This is a genomic window from Streptomyces actuosus (genome assembly GCF_016921115.1).
GTDB classification, from domain to species: Bacteria; Actinomycetota; Actinomycetes; order Streptomycetales; family Streptomycetaceae; genus Streptomyces; species Streptomyces actuosus_A.
Window position 1 is genome coordinate 1 of record NZ_JAFFZS010000051.1, and the last position, 14,968, is coordinate 14,968.

Consider the following 14,968-nt stretch of genomic DNA (forward strand, 5'->3'; position numbering starts at 1 on the left):
ACCGCGGGAAGAACTCGTACCACGCGCCGTACAGCGCCCGCTCCCGCTCCACCAGCAACCCCAACGGCGCCGACGCCGTCACCAGCTCCCGCAACGGATGCCGCTCCAGCACCGCACCCACCTCCGGAGTGAGCGCCCCCGCCAGCCGGGCGGCGGCCGGCCGCGTCTCGTCCCGCAGCGCCGCCACGGCACCCAGCACGACCTCGCGCCGCCCGCCGTCGCGGGGCACTCCCGCCGCGGCCCGCTCGTACAGCCGGGCGCCCTCCTCCAGGACCAGGTCCGTGTCCATCCCCGCCGGGATCTTGATCTCGGCGTGGTGCCGCCAGGTCGTGATCGGATCGGCCCACGCCTCGACCAGGTACGTCCACCGGCCGGGAGCCCCCGCGGTGACCGCTGCGCCCCAGCGGTCGGTGCCGGGCGCGAGCTCCCGCATAGGTGTCCAAGGACCCGCACGGCCCTCGGGATCGCGCAGGACCACGTTGGCGGACACGGCGTCGTGCCCCTCGCGGAACACCGTGGCGGAGATCTCGAACGTCTCGCCCGTCACCGCCTTCGCGGGGCGGCGGCCGTGCTGCACCACCGGGCGGACATCGAGGACGGGTACGCGCCCGACGGCCGTGGTGCCCGGCGTGGAGGGTGGCTCCGGCGCGGGCGCGCGGGCCGCGGACGGGGGTACGGCAGCTGCGTCGGGCGTGCGTGTCGGGGGTGCTGACGAGTGGTGCGTGGCGGGCATGACCGCTCCTGTCCGCGTCAGACGTATGTGGGCGGATGTCTATGGGGAGGTGGGTCCTGCTGTGTGTGCCCGGAGGGGTACCCCCGGGCTACCGGAGGAGCCTTCCCACCCTATTCCGGTGGGCAATCCGGCACTTTGTTAACTACTCACGCGTATGTCTACACACAAGACCGGCCCCGTTCCACCGGAACGGTGCCGGTGCCGTCGGTCGGCCGTCGGAACGGCCGCTCCCGGAGGAGTTCGTTCGGCGAGCCGGGCTCTTCGCCGGACACCTTCCCGCGCGCGGAGCGCCCGGCGCGCGCCCCGGCGGTCGGTTCCGGTGCGTCCTTCGGGTGACCGCCGACGTTCCCGCAGGCCGAAACCGTGTGGGTCCGGCCCTGACGGGTACGGGAAACTTGCGGTGTTTTCCGGACGGAAACGGGAGAGTGCGGGACCGTTCCGGTCGAAAGAGGGGCCTGCTCGCCGAGCCCCCGGCGCAGTGGACACCGACGCCGGTACCGTCGTAGAAGACGACGCACCAAGGCTGTCCGCCGCCGCACCGAAGAGGTGGAATGTGAAGGCGATCCGTCGTTTCACCGTCCGTCCCGTCCTCCCCGAGCCCCTCCGGCCCCTGAGCGACCTGGCCCGCAATCTGCGCTGGTCCTGGCATGCCGAGACCCGTGACCTGTTCGCGTCCGTCGATCCCGAGTGCTGGGCCGCCTCGGGGGGCGACCCCATAAAGCTCCTCGGCAGCGTGCCCCCCGCCCGGCTCGCGGAACTGGCCGAGGACCACCGCTTCCTGCGCCGCCTCACCGGCATCGCCGGCGACCTGGAGGACTACGTCGGCGGCCCCCGCTGGTATCAGGCCCAGTCCGGGGACCTGCCCGCCGCGATCGCCTACTTCTCGCCGGAGTTCGGCATCACGGCGGCTCTGCCCCAGTACTCCGGCGGCCTCGGCATCCTCGCCGGCGACCATCTGAAGGCGGCCAGCGACCTCGGTGCGCCCCTGATCGGCGTGGGCCTGCTCTACCGGCACGGCTACTTCCGGCAGTCCCTGTCCCGGGACGGCTGGCAGCAGGAGCACTACCCCGTCCTCGATCCCAACGAGCTGCCCGTCGTCCTCCTCGAGGAGGACGACGGTGCCCCCGCCCAGGTCACCCTGGCACTGCCCGGCGACCGGCAGTTGCGGGCGCGGATCTGGCTGGCCCAGGTCGGACGGGTGCCGCTGCTGCTGCTCGACTCCGACGTCGAGGAGAACGACCTCGGCGAGCGCGGCGTGACCGACCGGCTGTACGGCGGCGGCAGCGAGCACCGCCTGCTCCAGGAGATGCTGCTCGGCATAGGAGGTGTCCGGGCGGTACGCACCTACTGCCGGCTCACGGGCCACCCCGAGCCGGAGGTCTTCCACACCAACGAGGGCCACGCCGGATTCCTGGGCCTGGAGCGCATCGCCGAGCTGTGCGACGGCGGGCTGGACTTCTCCGCGGCGCTGGAGGCGGTCCGGGCGGGCACCGTCTTCACCACGCACACCCCCGTCCCGGCCGGCATCGACCGCTTCGACCGCGAACTGGTCGCCCGCCACTTCGGTCCCGGTGCCGAACTGCCGCGCCTCGACGCCGACCACGTCCTGCGGCTCGGCATGGAGACGTACCCGGGCGGTGAGCCGAACCTGTTCAACATGGCCGTGATGGGCCTCAGGCTGGCCCAGCGGGCCAACGGTGTGTCCCTGCTGCACGGCCAGGTCAGCCGCGAGATGTTCGCCGGCCTGTGGCCCGGCTTCGACCCGGAGGAGGTGCCGATCACCTCGGTGACCAACGGCGTCCACGCCCCGACCTGGGTCGCCCCGGAGGTCTTCCGGCTCGGCGCCCGCCAGATCGGCGCCCAGCGCACCGAGGACGCGCTGACCGTCGGCGCCTCCGACCGCTGGGACGCGGTCGCCGACATCGCCGACCAGGACATCTGGGAGCTGCGCCGCGGCCTGCGCGAGCAGCTGGTCACCGAGGTGCGCGAGCGGCTGCGCACCTCATGGCGGCAGCGCGGCGCCGGCGCGGCCGAGCTCGGCTGGACCGACCAGGTCCTCGACCCGGACGTGCTCACCATCGGCTTCGCCCGCCGGGTCCCGTCGTACAAGCGGCTGACGCTGATGCTGCGCGACCGCGACCGGCTGATGGAGCTGCTCCTGCACCCGGAGCACCCGATCCAGATCGTGGTCGCGGGCAAGGCCCACCCGGCGGACGACGGCGGCAAGCGCCTGGTGCAGGAGCTGGTCCGGTTCGCCGACGACCCGCGGGTGCGCCACCGCATCGTCTTCCTGCCCGACTACGGCATGGCGATGGCGCAGAAGCTCTACCCGGGCTGCGACATCTGGCTGAACAATCCGCTGCGGCCGCTGGAGGCGTGCGGCACCTCCGGCATGAAGGCGGCGCTCAACGGCTGCCTGAACCTGTCGGTCCTCGACGGCTGGTGGGACGAGTGGTTCCGCCCGGACTTCGGCTGGGCGATCCCCACGGCCGACGGCGACGCCACGGATGCCGACCGCCGCGACGACCTGGAGGCGGCAGCACTGTACGACCTGCTGGAGAAGCGGATCGCCCCGAGCTTCTACGAGCGCGGCGCCGACGGGCTGCCCGAGCGGTGGATCGAGATGGTCCGCCAGACCCTCACCCACCTGGGGCCCAAGGTGCTGGCCGGGCGCATGGTCCGCGAGTACGTCGGCCGCCTGTACGCGCCCGCGGCCCACGCCCACCGGGAACTGACCCCTGCGGCGGCCCGCGAGCTGGCGGCCTGGAAGGCACGGGTGCGCGGTGCCTGGCCCGCGGTGACCGTCGACCATGTGGAGACGTCGGCGACCACGGCCACCGCCGAACTCGGCGGCACCCTGACGCTGCGGGTGCGCGTGGGCCTGGGCGAGCTGGCCCCCGACGACGTCGAGGTGCAGGCCGTATCCGGCCGTGTGGACGCCGAGGACCGCATCACCGATGCGACGGCCGTGCCGCTGAAGCCGGTCGGGGGGCCCGACCTGGAGGGCCGCTGGTCCTACGAGGGCCCGCTGTCCCTGGACCGCACGGGCCCCTACGGTTACACGGTCCGCATCCTCCCCGACCATCACCTCCTCGCGTCCGGGGCCGAGCTGGGCCTGGTGTCCGTGCCGGCGGAGGACGTCGTCGAGGGAGCCGGGGTGCTGCTGCGTTAGGCAGGACCCCTCGGGTGGTTCGACCACGGCCGGCGTCCGTTGCGGGCGCCGGCCGTGGCGCGGTACCGGCCCTCGGGGGGTGCCGGAACGGCGATGAGCGGTACCCGCCGACGCGGCCGGCTGTGTTCTTGTCCCCGCGGTGATGCGGGCCCTCGCTCGGTCGTTCAGCGGTTGCCGTGCGGTGAGGGCGAGCCTGGCCCGGATCGGTCCGCCGGGTTCGGCGAGCCGGATGCCCAGAGCCGCTCCGATCCGATCGAGTCGGCGGGCGACGGTGCGACGATCTGCTCACCGTGATCGCCGGTGCCGAGCGCGGGCCGCGGCGATTCGTCCTGCGTGCGTCAGGCATGGCCCCCCGCGCGCGCAGGCTGCCCTTTCCCGCCACCAGCGTCTACGAGGTGGACCGGCCTGGACCCCCGCGCCTGAAGGCCACGTCGCCGGCGGACGCGCACGAGCCCGTCCGCCGCCGGGTCGCGGTCGGCGCCCACCTCGCGGGCGACCGGCCGAGATCGTCGGCGCGGGAGGGCTTCCGGGCCGGGTCGCCCACGTGCCGGGTCGGTCCGGTCCCGGTCACCGGGACGCGCGCCCGTGCCCCTCCGCGCGGTTCCCGAGGCGCGCCCCCGCGGCGACCGGAAGCACAGGGGGCCCACAGGAAAGACACGGTTGGATCACAAAAACCGTGCCGTCCGGCGATCAGTTCATGATCTTTCTGCATTTGTCTCTTGTTGTGTCTCCGTAGCTTCCTGTTGGTCATATTCGTTGACCATGGCTTGTCAAAAGGGGAATCAAGAGCGTGAACGAGAAGACATCTCGGCCGTGGGGCAGGCACCCGTTGCCGTCCCGCACGCGGCTGAGACGCATAGCCCTGCTGGCGGCGCTGACGCTGTCCGCCGGGCTGGTCGAGGCGGGCGCCGCCGTCGCCGCGCCGCCTCGGGCCGCGGCAGAGCAGCCGAAGAAGCCGCTGGGCCCGGCCGAGGCCGAGGACGCGGCGTCGGCGCTGCTGATGGCGCGGCTGCAGAACCGCCGGATCGAGGTCACCGGGGAGCGCACGGACTCCACGACGACCTGGGCCGACCCGGACGGCACCACCACGGTGGACACCTACACCGGACCCATCCGGGTGCGGGACGAGCACGGCACCTGGCGGCCGGTCGACACCACCCTGGTCGAGGGCGGCGGCGTGGTCGCGCCGAAGCAGGCGGCGGCCGATGTGACGTTGTCCGACGGCGGCAGCAACGAGACCCTCGTCGAGGTCGAGCGCGGCAGGCACTCCCTGGGCGTCGGCTGGAAGGGCGCGCTGCCCAAGCCCGTCCTCAACGGCTCGACGGCCACCTACCGGGGCGCCGTCGAGGGCGGCGACCTGGTGGTCACGGCCCTTCGGGAGGGCTTCACGCACAACGTGGTGCTGCGTGAGCGTCCGGACGGACCGGTGGAGTACCGGCTCCCGGTGGACGCCACCGGGCTCCGGCTGAAGGAGACCTCCGACAAGCGGCTCGCCTGGCAGGACACCAAGGGCAACACCGCGGCGGGCGCTCCCGCCCCGGTGATGTGGGACGCCACGCACGACAAGGTCTCCGGGGAACCGCAGCACCTGGCGGCGGTCGACGTCGACATCGTCGACGCCCACGACGGCAAGGGCCAGGAACTGGTGCTCAGGCCGAGCGCCGCCTTCCTCGCCGACCCGCACGTGAAGTACCCGGTGACGATCGACCCGACGGACTCGCTGATGGGCCCGGTCACCGACACCTGGGTGCAGTACGACAACTACCTCACCTCCCAGCGCGGTTCCACCGAGCTGAAGGCGGGCACGTACGACGGGAGCCACAAGGCCCGGTCGTTCCTGAAGTTCAACGTCTCCAAGTACACCGGCAAGCACATCCTCGACGCCAAGCTGCGCCTGTACTCCTACTACTCCTCCACGTGCAGCACCTCGGGTGCGGGCGTGGAGGTGCGGCGGATCACGACGGACTGGGACCCGTCGGCGATCACCTGGTCGGCGCAGCCGTCGACGACGTCCAGCGGCGCGGTCGTCGTGAAGGACGCCAAGGGCTACAACTCCTCCTGCCCGGCGGGCTACAGCACCTGGGACGTCGACGGTATCGCGCAGGCGTGGGCGGCCGGGCAGGCCAACTACGGTCTGCGTATGGCGGCGGTCAGCGAGAGCGATCCGCTGACCTGGCGCCGCTACCGGTCGGCGAACTACGTCAGCGGCTCCCACGACCCGTCTTCCGAGCCGTCGCTGACGGTGCAGTACAACACCAAGCCGGGTGCGGCCGTGCCGCTGTCCCCACTCACCGGCGCGGCGACCAACGACACCACGCCCACCTTGTCGGCGAAGGCGACGGACGCCGACGGCAACACCGTCCGGCTGACGTTCGAGATCTGGAAGTCGGACGGCACCGCCGCGCTCCAGTCCGGCAAGTCGGTGTACGTGGCATCCGGCTCGGCGGCCACCTGGACCCCGGGCACCGCGCTGGCCGAGGGCTCCTACAAGTGGCGGGCCGCGGTCTACGACGGCACCGACTGGAACGGCACCTGGTCGGCGTGGCAGACGTTCACCGTCGACACCACCAAGCCGGGCGCACCGTACGTGTCGTCCACGGACTACCCGCAGGACGGCCTGTGGCACGGCGGCGCCGGCACCCCGGGCACGTTCACCCTCACCCCCGCCTCGGGCACCGGCGACCTGGCCGGCTACGTGTACTCGCTGGACGGGGCCGCGGCCACGACGGTCACCACGACCGGCTCGTCGACCGTGACCCTCACGCCGCCCGCCGACGGCCACCGCACCCTGCGCGTACAGGCCAAGGACAAGGCGGGCAACGTCTCCACGGCGGTGTCCTACGACTTCCTCGTCGGCCAGGGCGCCATGGTGCAGCCCGCCGAGGGCGCGGTCAGCGCCCGCCGGGTGAAGCTGGAACTGGACGCCCAGCCCAAGTACACGCGCGCAACCTTCCAGTGGCGGCGCGGACCGGGCGCCTCGGTGTACGACGTGCCGCTGGCGAACCTCACCAAGGCGGACAACACCCCCTTCACCGCGCAGAAGACCGCGCTGTCGGACATGGGCGCGCACGCCAACTGGTCGGTCCTGGAGACCCTCGGCCAGATCGGCGGCGTCGTCCAGGTGCGGGCGCTGCTCTACACGGACAGCGACGCCGACGCCGCCTACATCAGCGAGTGGCGCGGCTTCACCGTCGATCCCGACGCCGACGGCGCCGCCTCCGACGAGATCGGCCCCGGATCGGTGAACCTGCTCACCGGCGACTACTCCGTCGACGTCACCGACGCGGACGAGTTCGGCCTGTCCTCCACCCGCACCGCCTCCTCCCGCGGCACCGACCGCGGCTGGATGCCGCAGGGCGAGCGGCTGACCGCCAACGAGCGGGACGTCTCCACCGACACCACCGGCTTCTCCGCGACCACCGCGACCGTCAGCCGGGACACCACCCTCGGCCAGGACGGCTCGACCGACTCGCTGAAGGTCGTGCCCACCACCAACACCAGCGGCGACTCCTTCGCCATGGTCGGCGGCGACCAGTACGCCATGCGGCTCGGCATGCAGCCGGGCAGGACGTACCGCTTCACCGCCTGGGCCTACGTCCCGTCGGCCACCGGCCTGTCGCCGCAGCACGAACGCGGCCTGCGCCTGTACGCCGGCTTCAAGACCCCGGCCGGGTACGTGGAGACGACCTCCCGCAAGGTGCCCTACACCGACGCCTGGGCCGAGCTGACGCTGGACTTCACCGTCCCGGCGGACGCCACCTCGGCGTTCCTGCGGCTGTACAACGGCTTCGGCGCCAACTCCGGCAAGGCGGTCTGGTTCGACCACCTCTCCGTGCGCGAACTGGTCGCGCCGTTCGGCCCGGAGTGGGCGGGCGGCGTCTCGGGCGGCATCACCGACAACGAGTACTTCTCGCTGACCTTCCCGGGCAAGGACGTCGCGGTCCTCACCGCCTACGACGACACCACCGTCACCTTCGCCAAGAGCTCGGACGGTTCCTTCAGTCCCGAGCCCGGCGCCGAGGGCCTGCTCCTGCAGCAGTCCGGCGGCAGCTACCTGCTGACCGACGACGACGGCACGATCACCACGTTCAGCCGGCAGTCCGGCTCGGACGTCTACGTGGTCGCCTCCGTCTCCGGCACGGACGCGGCCTCCACCAGCCGGTACGTCTACGACACCACCGACAGCCGCGTCCTGGTCAAGCGGGTCATCAGCGAGGTCGAGCCGGGCATCGACGACACCGCGCAGTGCACCGGCGCCACGCCGGCCCGCGGCTGTGAGGTGCTGGAGTACGTCTACGCCACCGCCACCACGGCCACCCTCGGCACGCCCGGCGACGTCGTCGACCGGGTGAAGGCAGTGCGCGTCTGGTCGTGGGACCCGGCTGCCGGTGCGGAGACCGCGGTCGACGTGGCCACCTACCGGTACGACCTGACGGGCCGTCTGGTGGAGGCGTGGGACCCCCGCAAGGGCTCCACCGGCGACACGACGGTCTTCAGGACCGCGTACACCTACGACGGCGCGGGCCGCCTGACGTCGATCGACACCACCGGCGAACTGCCGTGGTACTTCGACTACGGCCCCGCGGGCGCCGACCAGGACCCCGGCCGGCTGCTGAAGGTCCGCCGTCCGGCGCTCCAGCCGGGCAGCAAGGACGTCGTCGAGGGCGAGACCGCCTCCCAGGTGGTCTACGAGGTGCCGCTCACCCGCGCGACCGGCGGCCCGTACGACATGGCCGGCGCGGACGTGGCCACGTGGGGCCAGGCGGACGCGCCGACGGACGCCACCGCGATCTTCGACGTGGAGTCCGACCCGGGCACCCACACCGCCACGGCCGGCGTGCCGGGCGCGGACGGATACCGGCAGGCCGGTCTCCACTACCTCAACGCCTCGGCGCAGGAGGTGAACTCCGCCACCTGGTCGCCCACCGGTGTCGGTGACGTCGACACCACCGAGTACGACCGGTTCGGCAACACCGTCCGCACCCTGGACGCCACCGGCCGCCTGCTGGCCCTCGGCAAGCTCGACGGCTCGGACGAGAAGGCGGCCGAGCTGGAACTGCCGGACGACTCGGCGGCCCGCGCCGCCCTGCTCGACAGCCGCAGCGTCTACAGCCGCGACGGCATGGACCTGCTGGAGGAGTTCGGCCCCGTCCACCGGGCCCGGCTCGACGAGGACGTCCCGGCACAGACGGACCCGCCGATGCCGGCCCTGAAGTCCGGTGACTCGGCGGTCGTCCGCTCGCACACGGTCCACGTCTACGACGAGGGCAAGCCCGACGGCGCGGCCTACCACCTGGAGACCACCACGCGCGACGGCGCCCGGATCGAGGGCTACACCGACGATGTCGAGGTGCGTGTCACGAGGACCGGCTACGACACCCCCCTCGGCGGCACCTCCGGCTGGACGCTGCGCGCCGAGACGTCGGTGACCACCGACGCCGTCGCCGGCGGCGCGAACCTCACCTCGACGATCAGGTACGACGCGTCGGGGCGCGCGATCGAGTCCCGCCGGCCCGGGTCCGACGGCGCGGACACCGGCACGGTGAGGACCGTCTTCTACACCGCCGGCGCCAACCCGGACGACGCGGCCTGCGGCAACCGGCCCGAGTGGGCGGGCAACCCGTGCGTGACGCTGCCGGGCGGCAAGGTCACCGGTGCGGACACCGCCCGCATGCCCGACACCCTGCCCGTCAAGCGGATCACCCGCTACTCCCGCTTCGGCGACATCGAGGAGGTCACCGAGACCAACGCGGGCAGGACCCGCAAGACCGTCACCACCTACGACGCGGCCGACCGGATCCTGTCCACGGAGATCACCTCCGACGTGGGCCAGGCCCTGCCGAAGGTGACCACCGAGTTCGACCCGGTCACCGGCAACGCCGTCAGGACGGTCGCGGGCAACAAGACCATCACCCGTGTCTTCGACGCCCTCGACCGCCTGCTGTCCTACACGGACGCCGACGGCGGCACCACCACCACCGAATTCGACAAGTACAGCAAGCCGGTCAAGGTCAGCGACAGCACCGGCTGGACGACGTACACCTACGACCGGGCGCAGGAGCCCCGTGGTTTCGTCACCTCGGTGACCGACAGCGTGGCCGGCACGTTCACCGCCAAGTACGGGCCCGACGGCCAACTGGTCGAACAGGCCTACCCGGGCGGCTACGTCCGCAAGGACACCTTCGACGCCACGGGCGCGGCCACCGGCCGCACCTACACCCGCGCCTCGGACGGCGAGATCGTCTACGGCCAGCACATCGAGCTGACCACCCAGGGCGCGATCGCCTCCGACACCTCCTCCACCGACAGCAAGGAGTACACCTACGACCGGCTGGGCCGCCTGACCAAGGCCGTCCAGTCCACCACCGCCGAGGGCTGCGTCACCCGCTCCTACGGCTTCGACGAGTCCGGCCGCAGCATCGCCGGCCGCATGAACCGCACCTCGAAGACGGTCGTCCCGGCCGCCGAGGACGGCTCCTGCGCCACGACCGGCGGCACCACCACGGCAAGCTCCTACGACAGCGCCGACCGGCTGCTGACCGCCGGCTACACCTACGACGCCTTCGGCCGCACCACGGCCACCGGCACCGGCTCGGCCGACACGTACTGGGCCAACGACCTCGTGGCCACGCAGACCGCGGGTGACACCCGGCAGAACTGGACCGTCGACCCCGCCCTGCGCTTCGAGGCGTTCACCACCGAGAAGAAGCAGGCCGACGGCTCCTGGGCCAACGCCACCAGCAAGCTCAACCACTACGGGGACGACTCCGACGAGCCGCGCTGGATCATCGAGGACACCACCCAGGGCACCCTGACCCGGAACGTGTCGGGTCCCGACGGCGACCTGGTGGCCACCACGTCCGCCACCAGCGACGTGGAGCTGCAGTTCGCCGACCTCCACGGTGACGTCTCCGTCGTCCTCGACACGGCGACGACGACGCCGAAGGTGCTGCTCTACGACGAGTTCGGGGTGCCCACCGGCGGGCAGGCGCCGCAGCGCTACGGCTGGCTCGGCGCCAAGCAGCGCTCCGGCGAGGCGCTGGACGGCGTCATCCTCATGGGTGCGCGTCTGTACAGCCCGGCCCTGGGCCGGTTCCTGCAGACCGACCCCGACCCCGGCGGCAACGCCAACACCTACGACTACTGCTCCGGCGACCCGGTCAACTGCGTCGACCTCGACGGGCACTGGGGCTTCAGTTTCAAGAAGGTGTTCCGCAAGGTCGCCAAGGTGGCGGAGATCGCCTCCTACATCCCGGGGCCGATCGGCAACGTCGCCTCCGCCGTGGGCGCCATCTCGTACGCGGCCACCGGCAACTGGCGCAAGGCCGCCGAGATGGGCGTGGGTGTCGCCTTCGGCTCGGCCGGCCGCCTCGCGGTCAAGGGCTTCAAGGCGGCCCGTGCGATCCGCAAGGCGAGCCGGGTCAGGCGCGCGTTCTCCCGCGCCAGGACAGTGTTCCGGCGCTCCAGGTGCAACTCCTTCACACCGGACACACAGGTGCTGATGGCCGACGGCGGCTACCTGCCGATCGGCGCCGTCGAGATCGGCGACCGGGTGGCCGCCGTCGACCCCGGCACCGGCGAGACCTACGCCGAGCCGGTCCTGGATGTCTTCGAGGGCTACGGCCTCAAGCACCTGGTCGAGATCGAGACCGACCACGACCCGGCGACCGGCCCGCTCCGGGCCACGGCGGACCACCCGCTGTGGGTCGTCGGCAAGGGCTGGGTGAAGGCGGCGGACGTCGCTCCCGGCGACCGCCTCCTGTCGTCCGACGGCACGACGAGGCCGGTCACCCGGACCGTCGACCGCGGCGAGGCCGACGACACCCTGGTCGTCAACCTCAACGTCGGTGACGTCCACACGTATGTGGTCGCGTCCGAGGGCGGCGACCTGGTCGTCCACAACAGCAGCTGCTCGATCTCCAAGGGCCGCTGGCACCACATCTGGGATCGCCACGTCAACACGAGCAAGCCCAAGTACGCTCACAAGAGCAAGTTCCATACGCGGAACAAGGCGAAGATCCACCGGATGATCCGGCACACGGTCAAGCACGGCCACCGCACGGGCTCGAGAGGCTCCCACGTCTACGAGCACGGCTTCGGTCACGTGATCGGCCGGGACCACCACGGATACCCTGCCCACCGGCTGAGGGTCGTGGTCCGGCGCGGCAAGGTGATCACAGCCTTCCCCGTCTACTGATCCCTCGTCCGACGGCCGGGAGGGGCTGCCGCCCCTCCCGGCCTTCCGCACTCTTCCCCCACCGGAACGGCCGACTCATGGGCTTCACCATCCAACTCGCCAGGAACACACCGGCTCCGGCGACGGACAGCACGGCGAGGAAGGGCACCCACAAGGCGCGGCGGAAGGCCGCGGTGGAGGTGCTCGACACCCTGATCGAGGACGGGGAGATCACCCGCGTCGTCGACCGCGAGGGACCCGACCGCCTGCCCGTCCTCGCCCGCCTCGACCCCTACGCCGACCACGTCCTCGACGCCTACTGGTGCGAGCTGCTGCTCGCGGAGCTCGGCCGGATCGACGACGCCGCGCTCACCCCGTCCGAGGCCTCGGTGCTCGACACGCTGAAGTCCTGGGCGCAGCGCTGCGCCCAGGCACCCGACGGCGGCCACACGATCCGCTTCACCGGCGACTGAAGCGACCGGCCCCCGAGGGCCCGCACGACCGGCGGCACCGGGGCCGCGACCCGCGGCCCCGGCAGCCGGTCACACCTCGGACGCGTCGCTGCACATCCGGCGCAGCACCGTCCCGCACCGGCGGGCGTAGGCCTGCTGCAGCCCGCGTGTCGCCGGGCCGCCGGCCTTCGCGTACCACTTCGCCGGGCGGCTGAACGCGGCGATGGTGAGCCAGACCGTGCCGTCCCCGGTCCGGTCCACGACGAACACCTCCTCGCCGCACTCGGGGTGGCCGGGCAGCGTGCCGTAGGCCCAGCCCGCCCGGCGGGTCTCCTCCACCGCCCAGACGACGCGGCACGGCGCCTTGATCACGCCGGCCAGGGTGACGGTGACATCGACGCCCTCGGACGCCCGGGGCGCGCTCGCATCGACACCGACGCCCAGCGCCCGGTGCATCTCCCAGGTGAGGACCGCCTCCGCGGCCCGGCGGAACAGCGCCACGCCCTCGCCGAGGCGGGTGCGGACGTACAGCGGGCGGAAGCCGGGCGGGCAGGCGGCGATGTCCTCGCGGGTCGCGCCGACGGCCTCGTACGTGAAGGACATGGGGCCCAAGGGTAGAGCGGCCACCGGGGCCGCCGTGGCTCCGGGGGCTGATTCGGGGACCGCTCTCACGCCGAACGAAGGGCTTTTCAGGTCACGTTGACCCCAGACCAGGCTGCCGCGACCGCCGAGTACTCCCGGCTGCCGGAGCCGTACAGCGCCGACGCCGCGCGCAGGGTCGCCGTACGGGCGCCCTTGTAGTTCGTCGTCGACGTCATGTACGTGGTCAGGGCCTTGTACCAGATCTGGAGGGCCTTGTCCCGGCCGATGCCGGTGACGGCAGCGCCGTCGTACGTGGGGGAGTTGTAGCGCACGCCGTTGATGGTCTTGGCGCCGCTGCCCTCCGACAGGAGGTAGAAGAAGTGGTTGGCGACGCCCGAGGAGTAGTGGACGTCCTTGTTGCCGACACCGGAGTACCAGTAGTCGGCGGAGCCGCCGTCCTTGCTGGGCTTGTCCATGTAGCGCAGCGGGGTGCCGTCGCCGTTGATGTCGATCTTCTCGCCGATGAGGTAGTCACCGACGTCGGAGGAGTTGTCGGCGTAGAACTCCACGCCGGTGCCGAAGATGTCGGAGGTGGCCTCGTTCAGGCCGCCCGACTCGCCGGAGTAGTTGAGTCCGGCGGTGTTGGAGGTGACGCCGTGGCTCATCTCGTGGCCGGCCACGTCCAGCGACGTCAGCGGGTGGGTGTTGCCGGAGCCGTCGCCGTAGGTCATGCAGAAGCAGCCGTCGTCCCAGAAGGCGTTGACGTAGTTGTTGCCGTAGTGGACGCGGGAGTAGGCGGCCTTGCCGTTGTTCTTGATGCCGGAGCGGCCGAAGGTGTTCTTGTAGAAGTCCCAGGTCACCTGAGCGCCGTAGGCGGCGTCGACGGCAGCGGTCTGGTCGGAGGAGGAACTGGAGGCGGTGCCGGTGCCCCAGGTGTCGTCCGCGTCGGTGAACAGGCGGCCGGTGCCGGAGGTGCGGTGCGCGAGGTTGTACGTCTTGTGGCCGCCGCGTGTGGTGTCGTACAGCTGGTAGGCCTTGCTCGCCTTGCGCGTGCTCAGGCCGACGGTGCCGGAGTACAGGCTTCTGCCGGTGCCGGTCTCGATGCCCTGGTACTCGTAGATTTTCTGGCCGGTGGCCGCGTCGGTGATGACGTGGAGCTCGTTGGGGGTGCCGTCGTCCTGGAGACCGCCGACGACCGTCTCGTAGGCGAGGACGGGCTTGCCGGTCGCCGCCCAGATCACCTTGCGGGGGGCCGAGCCGGCGGCTGTCTGCCCCGAGCCGGCAGCCCGGGCCGAGGCCAGCGCCTGCTTCTGCGCCGTCGCCACCGTGATACGCGGAGTCAGAGAGGCCACGCGAATGGTTGCCCCGACCGCCTTGGTCACCCCCTCGGCCGCGCCGGAGGGCGCCTGGTGGACGACGAGGTCGCCGCCGAGGACGGGCAGACCGGCGTAGGTGCGCTCGTAGCGGGTGTGGACGGTGCCGTCGGTGTCCTTGACGACGTCCCTGACGACCAGCGTCTCCTGGGTGCCGAGGCCTATCTCGCGGGCCGTCGCGCCGGCGTCGGCCTGCTGCTGCCGGACCAGGGAGGTCCGGGCGTCGGCCGAGAGCTGGACGGGGGCGGCGGCAGACACGGTCGCGGCGGCCTCCGCCGGGGTCTGCGCGGCGGCGGAACCTCCGGTCAGACCGGTGGCGAGCACGGCTCCGGCCGCGACCGCGGTGGCGACGGCCGTTGTGCTGCGCCGGTGACGCAGGGAGAGGGGGGACACACGAACTCCTTCTGTGGGGGGCGGTCGGGTGTGGGGCAGCCGACCGGTGTGGGGGTGAAGTTGTGCGGCGGGTGAGAGAAGCGTGGC

General features: G+C 72.1%; 6 protein-coding genes and 1 pseudogene. 4 read left to right on the forward strand and 3 right to left on the reverse strand.

The window, feature by feature from the left end:
* Nucleotides 1-733 (reverse strand): maltotransferase domain-containing protein (locus tag JS756_RS33415; protein ID WP_205387025.1); only part of this gene is annotated, 733 nt, incomplete at its 3' end.
* Nucleotides 734-1,286: 553 nt separating this feature from the next.
* Between JS756_RS33415 and glgP the strand changes: the two genes are divergently transcribed.
* The 4 genes and pseudogenes from glgP to JS756_RS33435 all read left to right on the forward strand — a co-directional run bounded on the left by glgP (nt 1,287) and on the right by JS756_RS33435 (nt 12,554).
* A complete protein-coding gene (gene glgP, locus JS756_RS33420; RefSeq protein WP_205387026.1) occupies nt 1,287-3,905 on the forward strand; it encodes an alpha-glucan family phosphorylase in 2,619 nt (872 codons plus the stop codon).
* 278 nt (nt 3,906-4,183) lie between these two features.
* Nucleotides 4,184-4,606 (forward strand): annotated as a pseudogene (locus JS756_RS38160) (class I SAM-dependent methyltransferase); the annotation flags it as partial.
* An 89-nt stretch (nt 4,607-4,695) separates the two neighbouring features.
* Nucleotides 4,696-12,102: a DNRLRE domain-containing protein gene (locus tag JS756_RS33430; protein WP_205387028.1), complete on the forward strand. Its 7,407-nt coding sequence runs from the start codon at nt 4,696-4,698 to the stop codon at nt 12,100-12,102.
* Nucleotides 12,103-12,179: 77 nt separating this feature from the next.
* Nucleotides 12,180-12,554 carry a hypothetical protein gene (locus JS756_RS33435; protein ID WP_205387029.1) on the forward strand — a complete coding sequence of 125 codons (375 nt, stop codon included), beginning with the start codon at nt 12,180-12,182 and terminating at the stop codon, nt 12,552-12,554.
* 69 nt (nt 12,555-12,623) lie between these two features.
* On the opposite strand, the gene JS756_RS33440 is transcribed toward JS756_RS33435, so the two are convergent.
* The gene (locus tag JS756_RS33440) at nt 12,624-13,136 is read right to left on the reverse strand and encodes a DUF1990 domain-containing protein (protein ID WP_205387030.1); all 513 of its coding nucleotides are present in this window, start codon (nt 13,134-13,136) and stop codon (nt 12,624-12,626) included.
* An 86-nt stretch (nt 13,137-13,222) separates the two neighbouring features.
* Nucleotides 13,223-14,881 (reverse strand): M4 family metallopeptidase, encoded by a 1,659-nt coding sequence (locus JS756_RS33445; protein ID WP_205387031.1) that lies wholly within the window; start codon nt 14,879-14,881, stop codon nt 13,223-13,225.
* Nucleotides 14,882-14,968: the final 87 nt, after the last annotated feature.